Consider the following 23275-nt stretch of genomic DNA (forward strand, 5'->3'; position numbering starts at 1 on the left):
GAGCTGAACGCAGTGCAACCGCGGCCTCACGCGTGGGGCCGGGGCCGGAAGGCCACCGTCCCGCTGACGCGCGCGGCGTCTTCCTGCTCCTGCTCTCGCACACCGTCACGGAACACGCTGTAGGCCCAGTACAGCGCGTTGTCCCAGCGAGGCAGCCAGCCCTTCTGCGACGGGTTCGCGACCAGCGAGTAGATGCCCGTGGCCGTCAGCACCACGGGAATCAACTCGTAGAGCCCCGCCCCCGTCAGCTCACGGGCCAGTCCGTCCAGCCACCGGGCGCCACTCACCACGTGCTCAGCCGGGGCCTTCCGCGACTTCGCCATGAACTTGGCGTCGACGATGCCGTCCAGGCCCGCCGTGTCGACGATGGCCGCCAGGAGCGATTCCACGTCGGCCGCGCCCGGGCTGTACTCGATGAGCAAGCTGCCCGTGAGTGGAGAATGGACGGTGCCGAACACCCCTTGCGTCTCCCCCAGCTCACCGCGCACGCGGTCCGCGAGGCCCGCGTCATCTCGGAAGCAGCTCGCGCGAACACGAAGCCGGCCCGGGGAGTGGTGCACGAGCAACAACCACTCCCCTTCGATGGCGCCCGAGTCCGGGTCGAGCCTCATGCGTGCCCCTCCCGGCTGTCCGCGACGGGCCTGGCGCCGCTGTCCGCCGCACGCCGGCCGTGGGCCTGATGGAGATTCGCCCGCGAGCGCGCCTCAGCCACCAGGTCTGAGAGGAACTCACGCTCGGTGGCGATGACCCGCCGCGTCCACCCCACCAAATCAAACGCCGCCGTCGCCATGGAGACGACCGCGCCGCGTGAGTTGTCGACGGTGCTCCGGGCCATCCAACCGGTGGCCACGCCCGTCAGGAATGCCACCGCCGTCTTCATAGCGCCCCCGGAGCGGCATGGGCGTCAGCGCCCAGCCCGGAGATAGGAGACGACGGCATCCGCCCGTCGCGCGGCTCGGACTGGTCGCCCTGCGGCGCACGAACGACGCCGTGGGTCCGGAACTGCTTCAGCAGGGCCTGAACCCGCTCGCGACGCAACGGACGGTTGAGGGCGGTGGCGGCCTGCCGCAGCAGCAACCACTCCGCGTTCGACATGGACAGGTCCACCGCGGCAATCACCTCGAGCGCGTGCAGGAAGGCATCCCGCGCGGGCTCGGGCACCTCGTGGAGACGCTCGACCCACTGCGCCTCGTCTTCGCCCAGGCGCTCCAGCAGCCGCTTGCGCGCCGCGGAAGGGATGTTGCGCAGCAGGTGCGTCAGCATGACCGTCGCCTCGGCCCGCAGCACCCCATCCGTTCCGAACAGGCACCAGGCGCCTTCGATGAGCAGCTCCACACACCGCGCGTCCACGGCCCGCACGGCGGAGAACGCATCGTCCAGGGCGCGGCGGTAGCGCGCATACTCCACCGAGGCCTCGCCCAGCCGACGAGTGCGCCGCCAGCTGGTGACGGAGGAGGTCAGGACGCTGGCGAAGGGAAGGAGGTTTCGCAGCACGCCCTCCCCCATCAAGCGGTTGCCCAGCTTCCGCTCCGCCGCCTCCGTGTCCTCGGTCAACATGCGGCCCACGAGCCCCGCACCGCCGCGGTCCGCGTCCTCCCACGTCTCCGAGCCCGACGTGAGGGCGTTCAAGTGGAGCAGATCCCACGGGTCATCCGGGTCGATTCGCACGCCGAACGCGGACGCCACGTCGCACATCATCCGGGCCTGGATGAGCGAGCGCAGCATCGTGTCCAACCCCATGGCGGCTCCAGCCACGGGGACGGCCACGAGCGCCCCCACGAAGCCAGTGTCCAGGGTGAACATGGCCGCGCTGGTGGAGATACCCGCGGCGCTTGCCCCCACCAGCGCAGCCTCCTTGCTGGCACGCCGGATGAAGGCATCCGTCTCGGACGCAGGGACGGCGGACGCGGCACCGGCGCGCCGCGCCTCGTAGTGACGCACGTAGGCGGTCACCAGCCGGGCGTGCCACGCGCCCGAACGGATGTCATCGAAGCGCAACTCACGCCCGAGCTTCTCGGCGAAGTCTCGCAGCGGGTGCAGTGCGGCCGCGGGCGTCGCGGCATCTTCCGGGTGGAATGGAGCGGTTCGTGTCATGGGCATGAGTGCGGAACAGCCGTGCGCGCCAGACCTGGAGGGCGCGACACGGCTGGTGGGGGGTACATCCGATGTGGGCTTCCAGGAATCGGCGCACTCAAGCTAGGGGGATTCGAGGACCGGGAGAACCGGTCCTGCGGGGCAACGCCTACGCCGCCGGGTTGACGTCGGACTCAGCGGACGGGGATGGCGGCCCGGGCGGTGCGCAGGAGCTCGGTGAGCTCGACACGCGCCTGCGCCTTCGCCGCCGGGTCTTTCTCGTCCTGACCTCGCTGCTCCAACAGCGCCGTCACCATGGCGCCCGCGGCGGCCTTGGCGCGGGCCCAGGGATTCGTCTCCGCGTCCACTTCGTTCGTCGTCACCGCGGCCCAGACTTCACACAGGTGGCTGGCCGCGTCCGCGAACGCGGCGACGGCGGGCTTCCGTTCGAGGATGGACGCGTTGCGCAGGTCCCCCAGCGCCCCCGCGATGACGTGCCCCTGGCGAGGTGCCTCACCGCGGGCCTGCGCGAAGAGGTCCGCGGCGGCGGCACTGCCCTCGACGCGCGTCGCGGCCTGCCGCAGCCACTCCGCACAGACCTGGAAGGCCGTGGGCTCCGGGAACTGCGCCGTCAGCCAGCCCAGCAAGGGATAGAGATACTCGGAGCGCTGCCAGGCCTCGTCCACGGAGCCACAGGCCAGGCCCGACTGCTGGAACATGCTGAGCAGGAACGCATCAGGGGATTCAGTCATCGCGGCGCCCACTCTCTCCCCGCGGTGGGCGCGGAACAACCCCGAACGTGGCCCTACGGTGCGCCCGTGGGCAGTGACACGTAGTGCTCACCCAGCTCGGTCAACGTGCCGGCGGCGCCGAGCAGGCTCGCGAAGCACGGGTCGTTCGTCCACCGCCCCGTGAACCACGCATAGCGGAACACGTCCTCGCGCCGCTCGCAGACGGCCACCATCTCCGTCATCTGCACCCGCTGCTTGGCGGCCGAGTCAATCTGCGCGCCATCCGGCTGGCTGTGGCAGTTGGCGAACTCGGTGACCCAGAACGGCTTGCCGTACTTCGTGAGCCGGTCCAGGTGGTACTCCAGGCCATAGTCGTACCAGTGGAACCCGAGGTAATCGATGTGTGGATCGCGGTTCCCGTTGGCGGCGCGATAGGCGGAATAGAAGGCGTCCAGCCAGACGACGGGGTCGCCATAGCCCTGCATGGTGCCCCAGTTCATCGCCGGCCCCACCAGCTTCACGCCGGTGTTCTGGGCGACACGCTCATACCGTGGCCACAGCTCCGCCGCGGCCTGCGGCGACATGTTGGCCTGGTCCGTGAGGTTGGGCTCGTTGAGGAGCAGCAGGTACTGGATGCGCGGATTCGCCCGGAGGATGGACTCAATCCGCGCCGCGTCGAAGTTCCCGTTCCAGAGCATGGGAATGAAGTCCATGCCGTAGCGCGTCTGGAAGTCCGCGGGCACGCCCGGATGCGGCGTGGGGCTCCAGTTGTACCACCAGCTCACGCCGGGAGCGACGGCCGCCAGGTCCTCGGGCGTCGAGAGGTCGAAGGCGATTCCCCGCTTCGCGCTCTTCGTCGCGATGACGCCGGCGTCGGGCACCTGCGCGCCGGCGTCGGGTCCCTGGGCGCCGGCATCCGGCTCCGGGCCTGGCTCCGGTGCATCCCCGCTGCATCCGACGATGAGCGCGGCGAGCCCCGCGATGATGAATTCAAGGTGCCTCACGCGCGACCTCCCGTCGGGCCAAGAGGGCCTTGTGCGTTGCGCTTGAACAAGGTCAAGAGCCCCGCCAGCGCCCCCAACCCCGGTGAGCTGCCCAGCAGCGCCGCGCCCAAGATGAAACGATTGTAGTCATCACCGGAAGGGGCGCCCGAGGAGTCTGGGCCTCCGAACATCCACATCAACGCCGTCACGCCGACGACCACGGTGACACCTCCCCCCATCAGCAGGAAGTGCTTCCAGGAGCCGTACCCCTTGCGAATGGCGAACACGAGGATGAGGACCGCCACGCTCCCCACCGCACACGCAATGGCGAGCGCCACGATGAAGCCGCCGATGATGACCATTCCCATGGCGGTGCATCCTACCCCCGCCCGCTCAGGCACCCCAGGTGCTCCGTCGAGAGCGTCCACGGTTTTCTGAGGCACGCCGGAGCCTCAGGAGCGACAAGCCCTGGAATTCACTTGGCCGCGCGTCGAGCACGCGTCTTGCTTTGGCTCACGGCTCTTCCAGACATCCACGGAGGCCCCATGGACATCCCTCGCATTCAAGTCGTCGCCTGCTGCGCCGCTACCCTGCTCCTTGCTGGCTGTGAGAGCACCCTGTGCGGTTCGGCGCCCCCCACCGCGGACGCCAGCTGCCTTCCCCCTGAACTGGAGCAAGCGCCGGGCGAGTATGTCGCCTCGTCGGCCCCTCGGGACGCAGCGCCTACCACCACCGACGAAGAGCTGGCGGCCTTCGTCAGCGGCAACACCAGCCTGGGCGTGGCGCTCTATCAGCGCGCCATCCAGGAGAAGCAGAACGTCTTCTTCTCCCCCCACAGCGTCACGCAGGCCCTCTCCACGGTCTACGCCGGGGCTCGTGGGAACACCGAGGCGCAGATGGCCCAGGCCCTGCGCTTCTCCCTGTCCCAGGCAAGGCATCACCCCACGGCGAACGCGTTGGAGCGGGCACTGGCGAAGCCCCCGAGCCATCCACCGGCTTCGGGGACACCGCCGGCCTTCCATTCCCTGAACTCGGCATGGGGTCAGCAGGGCATGACCTTCCATGACGACTTCCTCGACACCCTGGCCCGGCATTACGGCGCCGGCATGCATCTGATGGACTTCGAGAACGATGCGGCCGGTGCGCGCGCGCAAATCAACCGCTGGGTCGAGGTGAACACGAAAGACCGCATCCAGGACCTGGTCAATGAAGAGTCCCTCCCGGATGCGACGCGCTTGATGCTCATCAACGCCGTCTATTTCAAGGGCGCGTGGTCGTGGCCGTTCAGCGAGCGCGGAACGCGGAACGCGGCCTTCCGGGCCCTGGATGGAACGAGCCACCAGGTCCCGACGATGAGCGGCGGCATGGGGCAGTACATGGAGGGGGATGGCTTCGAAGCCGTCACCCTGGACTATGCCGGAGGCACCTTCCGGATGGTGCTCATCATCCCGGAGTGGGAGCGCTTCAAGGAGGTGGAATCCCGGCTGTCTCCCGCGTTCTTCAACGAAGTCCGCGCACGGCTCGAGAACCGCCGGATCGATATCCGGCTGCCGCGCTTCCAGATTGAGTCCGAGCTCCCACTCATCCCTGCCTTGCAAGCGCTGGGCATGGAGGATCCGTTCACGGCGAGCGCTGACTTTTCGGCCATCTCCCCCACGAAGCTCATGATTGCGACCGTGAATCACAAGGCGTTCGTGGCCGTGAACGAGCTTGGGACGGAGGCCGCCGCCGCGACGGCCGTGGGTATGGTCCCCGTGTCACAGCCGGAGCCAATCCACGTCAATCGGCCGTTCATCTTCGTCATCGAACACGTGGCGACACAGAACGTGCTGTTCCTGGGGCGGTTCGTGAAGCCTTGATGCCCCCGTGGCACCACGGCCCCGTGCCCCGCGACGAACAAGGTTCAGGAAGGTGCGACTGACGCGTCAAGCGCCTCCACTTGACGTGTCATGACGCGAGCAAGGCCTGCTGATCCGCGGATAAGCACGTGACTCGATTGGGCAGCAATCCGGCATGTCCACAGCCTGGGTGGTGAGGGCGGTCCTTCACCCACCCGCAATACAATCCGGACACGACGATGAACGACATCGCCGTTCTCAAGCTCGACCGGCCCATCAAGTTCAACCAGGCCGTTGCCGGTGCCTGCGGGCCCCCACCCTCAATCACCGGGTCGTGGCCAGTAGCTACCGCTCCCAGGGAATCACCATCGACGAGCAGGCGATGCTCGGGGCTGGGTACAATCAAGGAGGCAAGGACGCATGCCAAGGGGACAGCGGAGGACCTGCCGTCGTAGCGGGGCCCCAAGGGTACGTGCTCCAGGGAGTCGTGAGCTTTGGCGTGGGCTGCGCGAGGCCGGGGTTGCCCGGCATCTATGCGCGTGTCTCCAATTACATCCCGTGGATCAACACGCAGATCAGGACCCACAGCGCCGTCAGGTAGGGGGCGCGTGAGAGGGCTCCGTCAGGCGCCGGTCCCCCGTGAACTTGAATCCCGGACACGACATCGCCCCCGGTCGAAAGCCCCGGAGGCGATGAGATGACAGGTTCCGCCGTGCGGCGGAACTAGATGAGGGGCATGAAGACCTTGAACCCGCTGCGGCCGCTGTTGGTCGTGTTGCTCTCGATGAAGTCGCTGGCGGACGAACGGCCGTCGCCGGTGGTGATGGCCGTGTGGCCGTAGATGCTGCCCAGCCGAGTGGAGGTGCTCTCCCAGGTGAGGACGAGGCCCGGAATCTTCAGCGCCTGCTCGAGCGACATGTTGACCTGCTTGAACTTGTCGCGCGGCAGGTTGTCGTCGATCTGGTTGCCGTTGCCCCAGACCTTGAAGCCGAAGGCGTTCTGGATGGCCCGGCTCACGCCCGTGGCGCACAGGCCCTGGCTGTTGTACCCGCCCATGCCCAGCGCGGCCTGGCGGCCCGCCTCGGCGAGCCTGCGCATCGCGGGGGTCGCCTGGCCCGGGGCCACGCCGCCGCCCCCGCTGACCGCTCCGCCACCCGACGCACCGCCGGAGCTCCGCGGACCGCTCTTGCCAGAGTCGAAGGAATCCTTGCCGCTGTGGCCCGTGGCGCGGCCGCCAGCGCTCCCGGGGAGGCGCAGCGTGTCACCCGCGTAGATGAGGTCCGGATTGGCGATCTTGTTGATGCGCGCCAATTCCTTCACCGACGTCTTGAAGCGAGCGGCGAGCTCCGAGAGGGTGTCCCCCTTGCGAATCTTGTAGGAGGAAGATGCTCCCCTGCGGCTCGAATTGATGGACGTGGACATTCAGGTCTCCTGGCTCCCATTGTCGTCACGGCCCTCCCTGAGTTGCGTCCGGTTTCCCAAAATCTTGGAATCCGCAGGGAAACGAGGGGCTGTAAATCGAGAAAACCCGAATAAAACCAGGTAACTGGAGGCGCTCGATTGCGGTGCGGCCTCCGTGCCGAAGTGAGCATCACCGTTCCAGGAGAAAAAGCGTTCTAGCCGGCGTCGGGTAGCCGTGCCTTCGCCACGGGCCCCAACTCCACGCGGAGCGCCTGCGCGAAGGCATCTGGCAGAGGCTTCAGGGGGTCGTCCGCCAGGCCGTACTCCTCGATGCGGGGCGCCGCCCCCAGGAGGAACTCCAGCCAGCGCTCCCGCAGTCGAACCGTTCGCTCCAGGCGCTCGTCGATGGTGTTGGCAATCAATGGAAGGTGAACGTCCAGGGTGGTGTCCGGCTGTCGCGCGCGAAGCCGCTGGACGAGCGACCCCAGCCGGTCGACGCGGCCCACGCGCTGCTCGAGCTGCGCGGGGTTCCACGCCAGGTCGTGATGAACCACCCGGCGGCAGTGATGATGCAGGTCCAGCCCCTCCTGCATGACCTCGTTGGCCACGAGGACCATCGGGTACAGTGGCGTGTTGAAGGCCTCGCGGAGCCGCTCCCGGCTCTCGCCCTCCACGGTGTGGCGGACGAGCGCACCCGCGCGAACCGCATCATCGAGCACTTCGCGCCGCCGCTCCTCGTCGAGCTTCCCCGCATAGGTCAGGAAGCGCTTCAGCAACTCGAACCAGGGCCGTCCCCGAGGCGTGGTCCAGAAGCGGTCCACCACAGACGACAGCGCCCGGGACTCCACCGCCTCCACGTCAACGCCCTGCTCCTTCGCGAATGCCAGCAGATCCGGAAGGAAGGGGACATTGCGAGCGACGAGGTAGCTGGCGAGCCGCTCGACGGTGCGGACCCGCAGCTCGGGAGGTACCTCGAACAGGGCACCCTTGAGGTAGGACCAGAGATGCTCGCCGCGAAGCACGAGGGCCGCGTCCCCTGCGTCAATCGACCAGGAGGGCGTCCTGTCTCCCTCGGCGGAGTCCTCGACGTCGTCGGCCACGAGGTCGAAGCCGAGCGCCACGTAGCGCGCGTCCGTCAGGCGCCTCAACACCTCCGGGTCGACATCCGCCGCCAATACTCCGTCTCGCACGAAGAGGGCCACGGCCTGCTCGACACAGCGCTTGACCAGGGACCAGTCCATCCTCTCCGCTTGCGTCTTCGAAACGCGTTGCTGGCGCAGGAGGACGTTCGCCCGCTCGATGACGCGCTCAAGGTGGGCCCCCTCCACCAAGACGCCCTCCAACAGCGTACCGGTATACCGCTCTCGCAGCGCGAGGTAGAGCGCATCCTGAGCGCGGCCGAACCGATCACGCAAACGAGAGTGATGTCCATCCACCCGCTTGCCGTCCAGCTCGTGCTCGAAGATGTCGCCGTGGCTCGCGGCCGGAAACACCTTCCTCCATCGCTCCAGCAAGAGATTCTCCCATTCCGCCTCGATTCTCCGCTTCAGCTCACGGAGCGTCTCGATGCGGGCGCAGAAGATGAGCGTCTTCTCGTCGCGGGCGACAGCCTCCAGCGCGTCCCGCACGACGTGGTCCACCTTCGGGTGGCCCCCCTGCTCCACGCGCAGTTCCCCCACCACGCTCCGCAAGAGCCCGCGGTAGGCCTCGGCGTCGCCATCGGGCAGGGACTGCCGCTCACTGGAGAGCAGCGCACCCTCGCGCGCGGCCCCGTAGGAGGAGACCATGTTGATCTGAACCGCCGCCTTGTGGGTGCGGCTCTTCTCCCGGAAGAGCTCCGCGATGAACCGCTCGTAAAGCATGAAGGGAACACCCGCCCCACCCTCGGCCCGCAGCCGGGGGCGGTGGCTCCTGCGGTAGACACGCTTGTCCTCCCGGAGGCTCCGAATCATCCACCGCCGGAAGCCCGGCTCGACGCGCTCCGCCTTCAAGGACAGCAACCGGCGCGCGCACAGGACCACCGCCCGCAGGGAAGCATCCGCCGGCTCCTCCACGAGCCGGGGGTCCCTGGAGAACAACGCGCCGAAGTCCGAGATGGCGGCCTCGTCCGCTTGTGACCAGACGCGCTCAAGCTCGTTATAAGCCTGCTTGTAGTCCCCCACGTCGTCCAACAATCGTTGGGCCTGCTCCATCAGGTCAGCAGGCGCGGACCGGGCCAGGGCGAAGAGCGAGAGCACCTGCTTCAGCTCGTCGACAGAGAGCTGGAACGGCGTGGCCGTGAGGAACAGCGCCTTTTCAAAGCGCCCCTCGAAAACAGTGCGCACCCCGGTGGCCCGCACCGAGTCCACGTTCTTCAGCTTATGGGCCTCGTCAACGATGAGCAGGTCGAAGTCGGGGATGAGCTGCCCGACCAGGCGGAAGCGCAGGTCCATCAGCGCATCATCGACCCGCCTCTGGTTCGCGAAGCCGTCGTACTCCTCGCTTTTCCAGAGCGCGTCGAGTGAGCCCTCTCCCGCGCGCTGTTTGTGTCTTTTCAACGCCTCTCGGGCATGGGGCCTGATGACCGACCACTCGAAGGTGTCGAGGAACGCCTGCTGCTCGACGTCCACGCGCACCACCGCGCCCTCCCGGTAGCGACGAAAGATGGCCGCCACCTGATTGCCGGCGAGCCCCTGTGCATCCGCCCACAACGAAAGCAGCCAGGCCTGGTCCGCCAAGGAGCGACTTCCCGCGAAGATGTTCACGGGCGCGATGGTGATTCGCGTCTCGCGAGTGGCCGCGACCAGTTCAGCCAGGGTGCTCGCGGCCATGGACTGACCCGCGAAGCCCCGATACATGGGGCGGCTGGTGTCACAGAAGGCGCGCAGCTCCTTGGACCACTTCGTATTGAGGTCGGGCCCCGGGGTGAGAATCAGCGCCCGGGCATCCGGCAGCACATGCAACCGGGCCGCAAGGACGCCGAGCGCCTCATACGTCTTCCCCATTCCCACTTCATCCGCCAGCACGACGCCTGGCTGATCATCGAACAGCTCCAGCGCGCGGAGGACGGTGTCCTCCTGTCGCTCGATGTCACGCAGGGGCACCGTCGAATCGGCCCGTGCATCCAGGTGCAGGAAGCTCCGCAACCAGGTCCGCTCACGTCTTTCTATGGGTGCCCTCGAGCCCGTAGAAACGAACGACACCGTCCAGCCACCCGGCACCTTGCGGTCGCAGCCGCGTCAAGTCCGCGCGCAGCAGGGTTCGCAGCTCCGCGAGCAGCGCCTGCTTCGCCTCCAGATCCGCGCTCTCGGGCAACACGAGCCGCTCCAGCTCGCGAAACAGCTCGCAGCCGTAGACCCAGATTTCGTCATCGGACACGGAATCCCGAGGCAAGTCGCGCAGCCGCTCCCAGAGCGTCCGGGCTCCCATCGGCCCCAACAACCGATAACGAAACGCGGAGACCGTCGACGCGGCGAGCAGATCCTCCTTCAGTCCCCACCAGGCCTTGAAGACGTCCGTGGGGCCAAAGCCCTCGCCAAACACCGTGTCCAGAACGGAGTCGATCCCCGCCACGCCTCGCTGCTCGCGCAGGGTCGACAACCGCTCCGCACCCACGCGGCGCCCCAGCAGCGCCAGCAACTCCCGGACGCCCAGGCCCGCCAGATGGGCGCTCGTGGGCAGCATCGCGAGGTCCGCGACGCGGATGGGAACAAGCCACGTCCGTCCCGCCGCTCGGAACTCCAGCTCGGCTCCCGCCGCGGCCAGCTCGAAGTCGGAGAGCACCACCGGACCTGAGCCCGGCCCCACGCCCTTCGCCAGCTCCCTGTCCAGGTACCACCAGGACCAGGACTCCAGTCCCTCTGGCCCCTGCTGACTCCAGGTGACGGTCAATGTGCGGATGGCCGCGTCATGGACGACATCCTCGAGCCACGCCGAGAAGTCGACTTCGGCCGCGGGCGCCTCGCGCTCCTCGAAGCGCGCCGACTCGAAGGGAGCGCACACCAGCGAAGGCAGCAGCTCCGACAGGCGCACCTCTCCGTCCAGGCAGAGCAGGACGCCCGCCTCGACATTGCCCCCCTGCTCCACCCCAGACGAGAGCGCGGCGTCGGAGGCGTTGGCGGACCCGACGAGCGCATAGGTCAGCGTCTTGCCCGCGTTCGTCACCGTCAGCAAGAAGAGCTTGGCATGCAGGGGGCGTCGGCTCGCGCGCCCGGAAGGTGTCAGCGTCGCCGTCGGATGGAGCCAGAGTTGGACCTCGTGCTCGCGGACGATGCGCTCGAGGATTCGGCTCGGCGCATGGACCGTCGGGGGCTCCACGGGCCACATCCGTCCCTCGGCGATTTCATGCTCGAACGCCTCGCGCTCGTACCGCCCAAGCCGCCCGGAGCCGAGCTGGATCTCCACACGTTTCGCCGTGACGCGATTGAGCCCGAAGTACTCCAGGCGCTCGATGCTCTCGCCGTCGACCTCCTCTCGATAGCGCGAGGCCCACAGCCGTCCTTCGCCCTCCGCGAGCACGGGCATTGCCCCGCGAATGGGAGGGGCGAGGGGTGCGTCCTCCCAGGGCACGCCAAGGTCCAGCGGAGGCGGACTCCCTGGGCGAAGCGCGAGCAGCTTGGAGAGCACCGACGAAAGCCCCTTCGTGTCATTCGCGATGTCGAGGTCGTCCTGTTCGAAGAACGGGGACAGGATGCCCACACGAGTGACTCGCGCTTCCTCGGGGAGCGCCTCTTTCAGATGATCGAGCATGGACGCGCTGAAGGTGTCCACGAAGAGCGCATCCGCGGGCGCGTGGCCGCTGGGGGGCGGCGTTCCGGAGATTCTCGCCACGAGCGCGGAGCGGACCAGCGTCAGTTGGGTTCCCGGGTGGGTCGCGAGCGCCGCGCAGCTTCTGAGGAACCTGTCTACCGTCCGTAGGAACGCCGCGTCGGCGGGGACGTCGTAGCGCAACGTGCGCGTGAAGAAGAGTTCGGCGTTCTGCTCGTGGCCCGGCCTGGTGGCATTGCCGGAGCCCACGGCGACGCGTGCCTCCTCGTCGTACAGCACCAGGATGACCTTCGGGTGGAACGTCCGCTCCCGGATGAGCTGGAGGTCATACGGCAGGCGACGACCACCCCTGCGGACATGGGCGTCGACGAAGCAGGCCACCGGTGTCTCGCGGAGCGCCGCACGGGCCTCCTCGTGGTAGCGGACAGCCTCCTCCTCCGGGTCCCCCTGCAAGCGCAGCAACGCACGCAGGATGCGGTCCTCGAAATAGGAAGGGTCGAACGTGTAGGAGCAGAAGACGGCCCCCAGGCAGGGCTGCTCGGAGACGAGGACCTGCTCGATGAGCCTCCGGGATTCGAGCATCACGCGGCACCTTCCAGAGCATCCTGCTCCCAGCTCATGGGCAGCCGTCCCAGGTCCGTAAGCAACGTGCGGACCACATCCAGCTTGAACGCCGGGAAACGGGCCGCCTCCGGACGCGCGGTATACGACGTGACGACAAGCACGAGCTTGCCGGCCTCGTTGCGAATCCAGCCTTCGCCGCGTCGCCGCTCGCGCTGTACATCGGAATGATAGGCCAGCAGCAGGTCGAGCGCCGCGAGTGGGTCCGCCTCCACCAGCGCCTCGACCAATCGCAGAAAGGCGGCACCATGCATGGGCAGGCGCCGGATCGCACCGACCTCTGGTGAGGACAGCAGCGCCGCGCATGCGCCCTTCAGCGGCTCGAGTGTCCGCGCATCGAGGGCCTCGCGCCCGATGCGCTCGCGGGGGGCGACCCAGCCGGCGCCATCCAGACAGGCATAGACCCGGTCGAAGGCCCCGACGAGCTCCTGCATCACCTCACCGAAGCGGCGCGCCGTCAGCAGGAGCGCCAGCAGCTCATCCGAGAGCCGTCCCAGCCGGCCCGCCAGCGCCGCGTCGAGGATGTCTCGCGGAGCAGAGACCCCGGCCTTCGCGGCTGACTCGACCAACTGGCTCATCGCGAACGAGTGCGGGTCCCGTGCGTGCACGAAGAGGGCCTCGAACAACCGGTGCTGCTGCGCGGTGCGTTCTCGTTCGACCAGGGAGGTCAGACGGCTGAACCGCCCCACCTGAGCCAGCGTCAGCCGTCCATGGGCCCGCGCGATGCTCGTCGCTTTCCTGTCCAGCGCCAGCAGCGCGTACTCCTCGTATCGCCCCCGGTGTTTGTTCTCCGAGGGCTCGTCCCAGAACGCGTCGATGAGCGCCAGCGCGCCCGGGCCCGGTCGCAGGGAACCCTCGATGACGAGCCCGGCGCGCCGCAGCGGCGCCAGGTATGCACCCAGGTTTCCCAGCTCCTGCTGACGGGAGATGAGCTGGAAGTCGAGCGGCAGGCTCGACGCTCCGGGGCGCCACGCATTGCGGACACCTCGAACGCCCCGCATGGAATCCCAATCGCCCCGAGGAAGCTGGCCTTCTCGGAACTCGAGCGTGGCCAGAGCCCAGAAGCGCTCCCAGCGCTCGAAGAGCTCTCGCCGCACCTCGTCCGTCGCGGGGTAGGAATGGTGCTCGATGGCCCGCTCCACGAGCTGCAATCCATAGAGCACCATCGCGTAGGCCTGGGCCCTGCTGGAGCGAGTCGTCAGCGTGGGCAACCCCCAGAGCCCCACCTGCTGCGAGACATAGTCGAGCGCGAGCGGGTCTTCAGAGGTCAGCTCGGGATTCTCCGCGGACGGGGCCACCCAGCAGAGGGCATCGGCGGGACTCTTCAACGGCGTGAGCATGGGCATGCACGCGCAGGCTCGCATCTCGGCGCCGTGCTGGAAAGACGGGGGACCTACCACCCGGGGAGTATGGCCCGTGTGTCATTGGGGACCTCTCCGGCCCATGACGCAGTGGCTCATGATGAGGCTTCTGAAAGCCGTGTCTTGAAAATGTTCCAGTTCTCCGAGAGTCAAAATTGCCACTATCCGCAGTGTGTCTTGTTTGGTACACCGCGTGCGGCCTCGCTGATTACTGCCGGATGGGGGCTGGCAGCGGGCTTTTCATCATCCCTGGACCTCATCAGCTCGAGGAATGTCAAATGTCAGGTCAAACCAAACTTCAGAACATCCATTTGGACGTCAAGGCGTGGCTCTATTCCCATGACATCGACAGCATGGTCGTGGGAGCCCGGAACCAGTTGCGGGAGCAGGTGGAACTCCTGGCGCGCAGCGCCTTCCTGGAAGGAGACGACGCGGCGTTGACCGAGGCGCACCGGGTGCTCTACGCCATCAACATGGCGCTGCTCACCGCCCCGTGGTCAGTCGAGCGCCTGAACGTGGGCGATCCGCTATTTGGCCAGATGAAAAGCATCCTGGAGAAGTGTTGGCACCAGGCCTCGCGGAAGAAATACGCCCCAATCCTTGCCGCATTGCCTCCCGCGTCACAGCTTCGTGATTGGGTTACGCAGCGCGTCCAATCTCATCCATCCAACGTCACGCACCCCATCTTCGCGTTCCTGCGTGACCAGGCCACCTTCGAGCAGATGCGGGAGTTCATCCTCCAGGAGACGCCGCTCGAATCGCTGTTCGGTGACATCATCGCGTTGATGATGCCGGGCGTGTATGGCGGCATCAAGCTCGAGCTGGCCAAGAACTTCTGGGATGAGGTTGGCCACGCGCAGGACGAGCGCGTCCACCGGAACATGCGCTTCCGGCTGATGGAGTTCCTGGACCTCCCGAAGGATGTCTACACCCAAAAGTTCGACCTGCTGGTGCGAGAGGAGCTGGCGCTCGTCAACATGTACATGAGCATGGCCACGAACCGCTCGCGTCTGACGGAGATCCTGGGCGCGCTGCTCGCGACGGAGACGATGATTCCCGGGCGCTTCGAGTGGCAAATCCAGGGCTGGCGGCGACTGGGCGTGAGCGACAAGCCGCTGGAGTACCTGCTGGAGCACACCACGGTCGACGTGGAGCACGCCAACGCCTGGATGGGGGAGATCATCCTGCCACTCCTGGAGCGCAACCCGGCCGTCCTGCCCGACATCGTGCTGGGCATCCTGCTCCGCCTGGATACCGCGGGGGCCGTGATTGACAGGCTCTACCCCCACATCAAGAACCTCAAGGTGTCCACCGTCGGGCCCTACCGCGGCTCGCACGTCGTCCCTTGATGCAGGGCGCCGTGGCGCTCACGCTCGAATCGACGCGTACCGACTGTCATTCCTGGCCGCCCCATGTCCCAGCAGGGCGGCCACGCCGAGGACTCAAAATTGCCATACGTCAATGTCCAGCTCACTGGAGATAGGCTTGCCGCGGAGCAGAAGCTGGAGCTCATCCAGCGCATCACGAAGGTCTTCGTGGATGTGCTCGGCAAGGACCCCGCGACCACGTTCATTGTCATCCAGGAAATCGATCCGGAAAACTGGGGCGTTCATGGTACGAGCGTGGCCTTGCGCCGCGAGGCCCGCGCTCGGGGTGAGAAGCTCTAGGCGCGGGGGCGCCGCGCCGAGGAATTGACGAAATGAGTCAACCGATTCCCATCTCCGGGGAGCCCGCGCCCGTGGCGCGGCCGGACTGGCCCGAGCTGGGGGCGCAGGCAAGTCATCTGCTCCCCAAGGACGTCTGGCAACAGGTCCGGGCGCTGCACAAGGCCCGACCCTGGCGCAGCGTGCTGCAATATCTGGAAGTCTATGCAGGGATTGCCCTGGCATTCGCCGCCGAGGCCTGGTTCCAGCATCCTCTGGTCACCCTGCTCGCCATCGTCGTCATCGCGGGTCGGCAGCACTCGCTCTACATCCTGAACCACGATGCGAGTCACTACGGCCTCTTCCGCTCCCACAAGGCCAATGCATTTGTCGGCACGGTGTTCTCGAACCTGGTGATGTTCCACCACCCGGAGGCCTGGTCCTTCGTCCAATGGCGGCGGGTGCACATGCTGCACCACCGGCACCTGTTCACCCCGGAGGACCCCAACTGGCTGGGCAGGCACCTGCGGGGAGATACCCAGCGCCCCTATTCGCCGGGGCGCCTGCTCTGGACGTGCGTCAAGGCGGGGCTCCTGAGCGTCCTCGAGTTCTTCAAAGGCCGCCAGGACTACGTGCCGCCGCAGGGAAACCACACCATCAAATGGCGGGACAACCACCTTCGAGCGCTGCTCCTCCCGTTCCGGGACGACGCGGAGATGGAGCGGGAGCGGCGCCTCAAGCTGCTCTTCTTCGCCGTCGCGCTGGGCGCGGTGGCGTACTTTGGCCTCTGGCGCCCCTTCCTGCTCCTGTGGCTGCTCCCCATGTACACCGTGTACCCCATGATTCTCACGCTCATGGACCTCACGGAGCACCGGTGGACCCGCGAGGAGGGCAACCTCAATGTGAACGCGCGCTCCACCCGGCTGGGGCTGCTGCCTACGATGCTCATCAGCAGGCTGCCGCGCACGCTGCACCGGGAGCACCATGTCTTCCCCGGCGTCGTGGCCAGGGACCTGCCCCGGTTGAGCGCGCTGCTGTGCCAGGCCCGTGTCTCCCCCGAGCCCGCCCAGGGGCTCTCCGCGCTCATGAGGGAGCTCGCGGACTCCCAGCCTTCTTCCCCTCGGTGAATCCGTGAAACCACAGCAGCGCGAACGTCCCGTCCCTCACTCCGCCGATGAGTTCAAGGTCCACGTCCACAACTCGGGGAGCGAGGGGCTGTTCACCAACGCATTCATCGTCGAGACGGCCCGGTCCGTGGTCGTCATCGACGCGATGATGCGCGTCTCCGATGCCCGGGGGGTGCGGGCGCGCGTCGAGGCGACGGGCAAGCCGCTCGTTGGCCTCATCGTCACCCACGGGCACCCGGACCACTACAACGGCGCGGCCGAAATCACCCGGGGCCTGGACGTGCCCGTGATTGCGACCAAGGGCGTGGACGCGGTCATCCGCCGCATCGACGACGCCAAGGAGAAGCAGTGGAAGCCCATCTTCGGCGAGGACTGGCCCGCCACGCGGCGCTTCCCCAACCAGTTCGTCAAGGAGGGGGAGACGTTGCACTTCGACGGCGTCCCGTTCACCGTCTGGGAGCTGGGGGAAGGCGAGTCCCACTGGGACAGCTACTGGGTCGTCGGCCGCGCCGCGTCCGTGGCGTTCGTGGGGGACATCGTCTTCGGCGGCGTCCACTCGTTCATGAATGACGGCCACTCCGCCCTGTGGCTGAAGAACCTGGACCGCCTGGAGGCGAAGCTCTCCGCGGACGCGCTGCTGTTCACGGGGCACGGCGCGCCCAGCGCCTCCAGGGCCAGCCTGGAGGCCCAGCGCCGCTACCTGCACCTCTACCGGAAGACGGTCCGTCAGCTCGCCCAAGGAAAGAGCACCCTGGACGACAAGGCCAAGGCGCGGCTCGTCCAGGTGATGAAGCAGCACCTGCCGACGTCCGACCTGGAGACGTTCATCACCGCGGGGGCCAACGCCGTCGCCGCGGAGCTGGCCCGGGAAGAGGCGGAACGCGCCGATGACTGAGGGCGCCGATGCCAAGGGGCGCCCCCGGGCCGCGGGCATGTCCGCGGCCGAGTTCCGGGAGCTGGGGCACCGGTTGGTGGACCAGCTTGGCGATTTCCTGGCCGCGCTGCCGGAGCAGCCCGTCCGGGCCGAGGACTCGGCGCCTCGCATCCGCGCGCTCCTGGACGCGGACGCCTTCCCGGAGCAGGGAATGGCGCCCGGCGTGGCGCTGGAGCGGGCCTTCACGCTCCTGCGTGAGCACGCCGTCTCCACGGCGCATCCTCGCTTCTGGGCCTACATCATGGGCTCACCGAGCCCGCTGGGAGCGCTGGCGGACCTGCTCGCGTCCGTCATCAACCCGCCCGTCACCAGCTACCCGACGTGCGCCATCACCGTGTCGCTGGAGGCGCAGACGGTGCGTTGGCTCGCCCGGCTCGTCGGCTTCCCCACGGACTGTGGCGGGCTGTTCCTCGGCGGCGGCTCCCTGGCCAACCTGGTCGCCATGCGCGCGGCCCTGCACGACAAGGCCGGCTGGGACGTGCGCGCGGAAGGGGTGCGGGGGCCAGCGGGCGCGCCCCTGTGCCTCTATGCCAGCGCCGAGTCCCACACGAGCATCGTGTCCGCAGCCAACCTCTGCGGCCTCGGGTCGAACGCAGTGCGCAAGGTCGACACCGACCGAAGTGGACGGATGCGGTTCAGCAGCCTGGCGCAGCGGCTCGCCGCTGACAGGAAGGCGGGGTTGCGGCCCTTCATGGTCGCCGCGACCGCGGGGACCACGGGCACGGGCGCGGTGGATCCGCTGCCCGACATCTCCGCCCTCTGCCAGGAAGAGGGGCTGTGGTTCCACGTGGACGGCGCATACGGAGCGCTGGCCGTGCTGTCACCCGACGCGCCACTGGAGCTGCAGGCCCTCCGGCTCGCGGACTCGCTGGTCGTCGACCCCCACAAGTGGATGTACCTGCCCGCGGATGTCGGGTGCCTGCTCACGCGAAACCGGCGCGTGCTGTATGACACCTTCCACCAGGGCGCCTCCTACTACGCGGACAGCGACGAGCAGCTCCTGCTGGGAGGCCCGGAGACGCTCCAGCTCCGGGACCTGGGGCCGCAGACCACCCGCAGCCTGCGCGCCCTCAAGGTGCGCTTGTGCCTTCAACACGAGGGACGGGCGGGCTACGCGCGGATGATTTCCGACGACATCCGGCTCGCGCGCCGGCTCTACGCCTGTGTCGAGGCCGAGCCCGAGCTTGAGCCGCTGACCCACGGCTTGAGCATCACCACGTTCCGCTTCATCCCCGCGGACCTCGAGCCCCAGGCGGAGGCGCACCGCGACTACCTCAACACCCTGAACAAGGCCCTGCTCAAGCGGCTGCAGCGCGGCGGCGCGGCCTACCCCTCGCATACGGACGTGGAGGGCCAGGCCGCGCTGCGCGTCTGCATCGTGAACAACAACACCACGCTCGCGGACATCGAGCGCCTCCCGAGCCTGGTGCGGCGGCTGGGCACCGAGGTCGACGCGGAGCTCCGGCCGGGACGCCAGAACCGGACGGCGTGAGCCTCGGCGCGCCCGTCAGCGGGCCGGCCCACCGGGCGCATCCAGGCCGATGGTGTTCTCACACAGGTGGATCCGGCCGCGTGCCCGGTTGGAGGCATCCAGGACACCCTCCAGGAGGCCGAAGGCATCGTTCAGCCAGGCGTGCTCCGCGCTGTTGCTGCGGAACATCACGGACGCGGTGCAGACGCGAGCCTGGTCGTGGGCTCGCAGCAGCGAGACGCCATTCAACTCCAGGAAGACCTTGTCCCCCGACGAGGTGGTGAGCACGCCCCGCAGCGCGGGCAGATTCACGTTGTCAGGCCGCTTCACCGGCGTATTCAAGAAGCGCACCGGGCCCGCGAGCCGCTCGCCGGTGAGGGCTCCGTCGACGATGGCGAGGTACTGGCCTCCACTGCCGAAGTCCAGGTACTCCATCCAGGTGTAGTGAAGGTCGAAGTCGGCGAGCGTGCTCAATCTCACGTGTGATTCCTCTCCGGGGGCGCCGCGCTCGCTACCTGGGGCCGTGGTTGGCCATCCAGGTTTCATGGATGTGCAGCCACACCACACCCCCGGGCGCGGCTGCGTCCGCCTGGAACAGCACCGTGGCGTACCTGCCCGTCTTCTGCCCGCCAGCCTCGCGCCACTCCACGTACCGCACCAGGGCGACCTCATCCCGGGCCCACACCGGAGCGAAATCATCGATGGTGATTTTCATGTCCGGCTGTGCGCCGAGGGCCTGGGAGAGCCGCTCCAGCAACACCGCCTTCTTCTCAGCCACGCCGCCCGGAGCATACAGCGTGCAGTCCGGCGCGAAGGCATCCGCCATCCGGGCCGTTCCGGACGCGGCGGCGGGGCCCGTCCCCCGAAGCCACGCTTCGAGGACACGGTGGAATTCAATGACTTCCGTTCGACTGAGTTCGACGATGCCAGACATGGTTCAAGGGCTCCGCTCGAGGGTGGCCTGGCGTCAGACCTGGCCTGACGCTCTCTTGCCTTGGGGCTCCACCGGCGCATGCGCTTCACCCGGGGGCGGAAAGCGGCGCCTGAAGTCGAATGCACGGGACGAAGGCCCTTCGCTCGCGAGCAGATCGAGCCGCTCCTTGGCCTCCGCGACCGTGGGAAGATGGCCGGCGGGCACCCACCAGAGCACATACGGCGGTCCCTCGACGGGAAGGAACCACTTCCGGCGGTTGCGGAAGGGCACCACGTGCTCGCTCTTGTAGACGAAGTCGAAGAGCGACTCGACCGACTCCCACGTCGACATGTTCAGCAGGATCAGCGGGTTGTCGAACCCCCGGACTCCGGTGGCGTTGCCGTCGTCCGTCTGCAGCCGCCAGACAAATCCAGGTGAGCGGTCCGCCAGCTCATTCACCGGCCGGAGCTGCGCGACAAAGTCTTGCATCAGGGGGTGGTCAAGGGGTTCGCGTGCCAGCGAAATCGCCAGCTGCGCGACATGGAATTTCTGGGTCGTCATGGGTGCTTGCTTGGCGTTTTGAAGTGAGCCACGACTATAGCCATTGGCCCGTCTGGCACCAAGCATTCTGGCCTCCGAGCAGATGAGGTGGTGAGCAGCGATTGACCAGCGCCGTTCGCGTTCGGGCTCGCGCTGCCGGTTGGGGCGAAAGGTGCTCAGCGCTCGTGACGACCGCGCGGTCGCGACCGGCTGCTAATGTAGACGGCCATGAGCCTCGTTGAACGACTGCAAGACTCAATGCGTCACGCCGCCAGGGAGCGCTACGAGTCCGTCCACACTCCGCCCTTCACGGCTTACTTCCACCCGTCGGACGCGCTGGTCTATTTGAACTACGCCATCCCGGACGGGCCGGTGACGGGCGACGTGAGCGAGCCGCTGCGGCAACTCAGAGCCGCGTTCGAACAGCGTGTGCGCGTTCCCCGATTCGAGTACGTCGACAGCCTGGCACCGCAGCTCGCAGACATCCTTCGTGGCGCGGGCTACAGGGTGGAGGCGGAAGCACAGTTGATGGTGTGCACGCCCGACAGCTACACGCCGCTTCCGAGCCCGCCAGAGCTCACCATCTCCGCGCTCACCTCGGACGCACCGTTCGAGGAGATGCGGTCCTTCTGCGCCACGACCCAGGAAGGCTTCAATCCGGGCGCCCCCGTCCAGGTGAGCGACGCTGAGGTCTCCAAGACGCTGGCGGATCTCAAGAATGGACGCGCGCTGCTGGCGAAGTGGGATGGCGTGCCCGTAGCCGGAGGACTGGTCACCCCACCCCACCAGGGCACGTCCGAGCTCGCTGGCGTTGCGACGCTCCAGGCATGGCGCGGGCGGGGCATCGGTGCGGCGCTGGTTTCTCGCGCGGCCCAGGAGGCCTTCGCCCATGGCGTGGACGTGCTCTTCCTCAGCAGCGTCACCGAAGAAGCGGGGCGACTCTACGAACGTGCCGGGTTCCGGTTCCTCACGCGCTTGCTGTTCATGGTCGACGCCGCAGCGGCGCAGGTGTCGCCATGACGTCGACTCGCACGGGTGCATCGAAGCAGCGACAAGGGCGGCCGTCTCGGCAGGCTCCGCGAGCGGCTCGGACTCAGGGCGTCGCGCCTCGCCCCACCGTCAATCGTGACCTCCGCGGGCAGTTGTTGCGGCTGGACCGCATCGACAACACCTTGCGTTCGGAGTGGGTTGCAACGGAGTTCAAGGACCGCGACCTCGAACGCAAGCTCCAGGCCCTCACCGACGCAGGCATCGACTGGCTGCGTGAGACGATCAAGGTCCACGGCTGGCCTGGGCATCGCCTCGTGGGCCGAAGCGGGGCCGCGGCCGCCTGGCGGCTGATCCAACATGCCGAGTGCTCGCTGGCCTTTCAGAAGCGCTGCCTGACGTTGCTGCGGGACGCGGCGGCGCGCGGCGACGTTCCCATCCAGCAGGTGGCCTACCTCACGGACGTGGTGCGCATGCGTGAGAGGAAGAAGCAGCTGTATGGAACGAAGTTCCGCAAGGTGAAGGGAGAGCTCGTCCCCTACCCCATCGAAAAAGAAGCCTGGGTCGACTTGCGCAGGAAGGAGATGAACCTGCCGTCGCTCGCCGCCTACGCGCGGAAGCTCCGCCGCGCCTTCCAACCCTCTTGACGGGAGCCGCCGTGCACCGCGCCTTCGATTGGCAGCCCTTCGTGAAGCAACATTGGGAGAAGACACCCGCGCGTCTGGCACTTCCTGCCCCCATCCTCCCCGCCGAGCAGGTCTTCCAGGCCGCGGTCTCCGCCTGTGCCCCCTTCCGCCATGGAACGCGCTTCCGCGCCCTTCCCGACGCGCGCTTCTTCGTGGAGGCCGCCAGGCTCGCCGCCCCAGGAACGCTCCTCCCCGGCGAAGACGACGCGTCCATGGAGTCCTTCTCCCGCCGCGCCTCCAAGCACCTGGATGGCGCGTCCTTCCAGCTCCACATCGAACAGCCGTTCATGTTCGACTTCACTCTCTGGAGCGCCTTGCGAGACTTCCTCCGGGGGCTGCTGGAGCGCGTGGGCGTCCCGGTGCTGCCCATGGCCACCGACCTGTTGCTGGGCCGCTTCTCACGAGGCCCACCAGGCGTCGCGAAGCGGCCCCACCATTCGCTGGTGACGCTGGTCCTCCAGGGCCGGCTGCGCGTCCGGCTCTGGAAAAAACTCTGGGGCACCCCTCCCAACGAGACCGAGGACTTCGAGCGCCACCTCGACAAGGCCACCACGCTGGAGGCCGGTCCGGGCGAGTTCCTCTACATCCCCTCTCGCTACTGGCAACTCGAAGAAGCCCAGGGCGACTGCATGGCCGTCCGGGTGTGGATTCCCGTCAAGGGAAGCCGGCCCACGGACGCGGTCAAGGACGTGCTCGTGGGGCTCCTCGAAGAGCAGCATGCCCACGACGAGACCGTGCCCTACCATCCCTACCCCTGGCGCCGGCCACGCACGGGCGCACAGGCCACCATTCCGTCCGTCGAGCAGACCGCGGACACCCTCCACACGCTGACTCGGGAAGAAGACGTCCAGCAGGTCCTGCGCCTCATCTGGGCCCGGAGGGTCAGCGCGTGCGCACTCGAGCCCGTGCCTCCGCCGGACCAGGCCCCTTCCCTGTCAGACACGGACCGGGTGCGGAAGACGCCTGCCACGGACATCATCCGGGTCAAGGACCCGTCGGGGCTGTGGATCTGGGCCGTCAACGGACATGCCTTTCCCGGTCCCAACGAAGCCGTGGGACAGCGGCTCCTCAATGCCCTGTCCTCGGAAGTGCCCCCTCGCGTCGGTGAGCTGTGCAACCTGGCTCGCCCCGGTCCTCATCGTGAGGCCATCCGCGCCTCGCTAGCGGCGCTTCTCCGGCTGCGCGGGATTCACGTCATCACCGGAGCGGAGGTCTGACGG

22 protein-coding genes and 1 pseudogene are annotated in these 23275 nt (G+C 67.7%); 10 read left to right on the forward strand and 13 right to left on the reverse strand.

The window, feature by feature from the left end; translation table 11 throughout:
- Positions 1 to 26: 26 nt before the first annotated feature.
- The 6 genes from BHS09_RS21490 to BHS09_RS21515 all read right to left on the reverse strand — a co-directional run bounded on the left by BHS09_RS21490 (position 27) and on the right by BHS09_RS21515 (position 4155).
- Positions 27 to 611, reverse strand: coding sequence for an HMA2 domain-containing protein (locus tag BHS09_RS21490; RefSeq protein ID WP_140798785.1), 585 nt, complete (start codon positions 609 to 611; stop codon positions 27 to 29).
- Positions 608 to 868 (reverse strand): hypothetical protein, encoded by a 261-nt coding sequence (locus tag BHS09_RS21495; protein ID WP_237079745.1) that lies wholly within the window; start codon positions 866 to 868, stop codon positions 608 to 610. The genes BHS09_RS21490 and BHS09_RS21495 overlap by 4 nt, the downstream gene beginning before the upstream one ends.
- 8 nt (positions 869 to 876) lie before the next feature.
- Positions 877 to 2094: a hypothetical protein gene (locus BHS09_RS21500; protein ID WP_140798787.1), complete on the reverse strand. Its 1218-nt coding sequence runs from the start codon at positions 2092 to 2094 to the stop codon at positions 877 to 879.
- Between the two features lie 173 nt (positions 2095 to 2267).
- Positions 2268 to 2825 carry a hypothetical protein gene (locus tag BHS09_RS21505; protein ID WP_140798788.1) on the reverse strand — a complete coding sequence of 186 codons (558 nt, stop codon included), beginning with the start codon at positions 2823 to 2825 and terminating at the stop codon, positions 2268 to 2270.
- A gap of 53 nt (positions 2826 to 2878) precedes the next feature.
- The gene (locus BHS09_RS21510; RefSeq protein ID WP_140792761.1) at positions 2879 to 3808 is read right to left on the reverse strand and encodes a glycoside hydrolase family protein; all 930 of its coding nucleotides are present in this window, start codon (positions 3806 to 3808) and stop codon (positions 2879 to 2881) included.
- Entirely contained in the window at positions 3805 to 4155 is a 351-nt protein-coding gene (locus tag BHS09_RS21515) for a hypothetical protein (protein ID WP_140798790.1), read from the reverse strand. Before BHS09_RS21515 ends, BHS09_RS21510 begins: the two co-directional genes overlap by 4 nt.
- 177 nt (positions 4156 to 4332) lie before the next feature.
- On the opposite strand from BHS09_RS21515, the gene BHS09_RS21520 reads away from it, so the two are divergent.
- A complete protein-coding gene (locus BHS09_RS21520; RefSeq protein ID WP_140792765.1) occupies positions 4333 to 5646 on the forward strand; it encodes a serpin family protein in 1314 nt (437 codons plus the stop codon).
- Between the two features lie 218 nt (positions 5647 to 5864).
- Positions 5865 to 6226: pseudogene (locus tag BHS09_RS40320) on the forward strand (trypsin-like serine protease).
- A gap of 122 nt (positions 6227 to 6348) precedes the next feature.
- Here BHS09_RS40320 and BHS09_RS21530 read toward each other — a convergent pair.
- The 4 genes from BHS09_RS21530 to BHS09_RS21545 form a co-directional block, all read right to left on the reverse strand.
- Complete coding sequence (locus BHS09_RS21530) at positions 6349 to 7047, reverse strand: LysM peptidoglycan-binding domain-containing protein (RefSeq protein ID WP_140792767.1); 699 nt, start codon at positions 7045 to 7047, stop codon at positions 6349 to 6351.
- A gap of 194 nt (positions 7048 to 7241) precedes the next feature.
- The gene (locus BHS09_RS21535; protein WP_140798791.1) at positions 7242 to 10151 is read right to left on the reverse strand and encodes a helicase-related protein; all 2910 of its coding nucleotides are present in this window, start codon (positions 10149 to 10151) and stop codon (positions 7242 to 7244) included.
- Positions 10152 to 10161: 10 nt separating this feature from the next.
- Complete coding sequence (locus tag BHS09_RS21540; RefSeq protein WP_140800731.1) at positions 10162 to 12354, reverse strand: phospholipase D-like domain-containing protein; 2193 nt, start codon at positions 12352 to 12354, stop codon at positions 10162 to 10164.
- The gene (locus BHS09_RS21545; protein WP_237079746.1) at positions 12354 to 13739 is read right to left on the reverse strand and encodes a hypothetical protein; all 1386 of its coding nucleotides are present in this window, start codon (positions 13737 to 13739) and stop codon (positions 12354 to 12356) included. Before BHS09_RS21545 ends, BHS09_RS21540 begins: the two co-directional genes overlap by 1 nt.
- A 293-nt stretch (positions 13740 to 14032) precedes the next feature.
- Here BHS09_RS21545 and BHS09_RS21550 point away from each other — a divergent pair, with 293 nt between their 5' ends.
- From BHS09_RS21550 to BHS09_RS21570, 5 genes are all read left to right on the forward strand, one after another.
- Positions 14033 to 15103 carry an iron-containing redox enzyme family protein gene (locus BHS09_RS21550; protein ID WP_140798794.1) on the forward strand — a complete coding sequence of 357 codons (1071 nt, stop codon included), beginning with the start codon at positions 14033 to 14035 and terminating at the stop codon, positions 15101 to 15103.
- A gap of 99 nt (positions 15104 to 15202) precedes the next feature.
- The gene (locus BHS09_RS21555; RefSeq protein WP_140792773.1) at positions 15203 to 15421 is read left to right on the forward strand and encodes a tautomerase family protein; all 219 of its coding nucleotides are present in this window, start codon (positions 15203 to 15205) and stop codon (positions 15419 to 15421) included.
- Between the two features lie 32 nt (positions 15422 to 15453).
- Complete coding sequence (locus BHS09_RS21560) at positions 15454 to 16524, forward strand: fatty acid desaturase family protein (protein ID WP_140798795.1); 1071 nt, start codon at positions 15454 to 15456, stop codon at positions 16522 to 16524.
- A 4-nt stretch (positions 16525 to 16528) separates the two neighbouring features.
- On the forward strand, positions 16529 to 17419 hold the full coding sequence (locus BHS09_RS21565; protein WP_140792775.1) for an MBL fold metallo-hydrolase: 891 nt from the start codon (positions 16529 to 16531) through the stop codon (positions 17417 to 17419).
- Positions 17412 to 18950: a pyridoxal phosphate-dependent decarboxylase family protein gene (locus BHS09_RS21570; RefSeq protein ID WP_140792777.1), complete on the forward strand. Its 1539-nt coding sequence runs from the start codon at positions 17412 to 17414 to the stop codon at positions 18948 to 18950. The genes BHS09_RS21565 and BHS09_RS21570 overlap by 8 nt, the downstream gene beginning before the upstream one ends.
- Before the next feature lie 15 nt (positions 18951 to 18965).
- Here the strand turns inward: BHS09_RS21570 and BHS09_RS21575 are convergent, their stop codons facing one another.
- The 3 genes from BHS09_RS21575 to BHS09_RS21585 are packed head-to-tail and all read right to left on the reverse strand — an operon-like array spanning position 18966 to position 20403.
- A complete protein-coding gene (locus BHS09_RS21575) occupies positions 18966 to 19409 on the reverse strand; it encodes a hypothetical protein (protein WP_140792779.1) in 444 nt (147 codons plus the stop codon).
- A 31-nt stretch (positions 19410 to 19440) separates the two neighbouring features.
- A complete protein-coding gene (locus BHS09_RS21580; protein ID WP_140798796.1) occupies positions 19441 to 19863 on the reverse strand; it encodes a DUF4440 domain-containing protein in 423 nt (140 codons plus the stop codon).
- Positions 19864 to 19896: 33 nt separating this feature from the next.
- Positions 19897 to 20403 (reverse strand): DUF3291 domain-containing protein, encoded by a 507-nt coding sequence (locus BHS09_RS21585; RefSeq protein WP_140792782.1) that lies wholly within the window; start codon positions 20401 to 20403, stop codon positions 19897 to 19899.
- Positions 20404 to 20640: 237 nt separating this feature from the next.
- On the opposite strand from BHS09_RS21585, the gene BHS09_RS21590 reads away from it, so the two are divergent.
- Genes BHS09_RS21590 through BHS09_RS21600 form a run of 3 tightly spaced genes read left to right on the forward strand, consistent with a single transcriptional unit; the run spans position 20641 to position 23272 of the window.
- The gene (locus tag BHS09_RS21590; protein ID WP_161605165.1) at positions 20641 to 21402 is read left to right on the forward strand and encodes a GNAT family N-acetyltransferase; all 762 of its coding nucleotides are present in this window, start codon (positions 20641 to 20643) and stop codon (positions 21400 to 21402) included.
- Entirely contained in the window at positions 21399 to 22016 is a 618-nt protein-coding gene (locus BHS09_RS21595; RefSeq protein WP_140798799.1) for a DUF6624 domain-containing protein, read from the forward strand. The genes BHS09_RS21590 and BHS09_RS21595 overlap by 4 nt, the downstream gene beginning before the upstream one ends.
- Before the next feature lie 11 nt (positions 22017 to 22027).
- Entirely contained in the window at positions 22028 to 23272 is a 1245-nt protein-coding gene (locus tag BHS09_RS21600) for a cupin domain-containing protein (protein WP_237077311.1), read from the forward strand.
- Positions 23273 to 23275: the final 3 nt, after the last annotated feature.

Source organism: Myxococcus xanthus (assembly GCF_006402735.1).
Classification (GTDB): domain Bacteria; phylum Myxococcota; class Myxococcia; order Myxococcales; family Myxococcaceae; genus Myxococcus; species Myxococcus xanthus_A.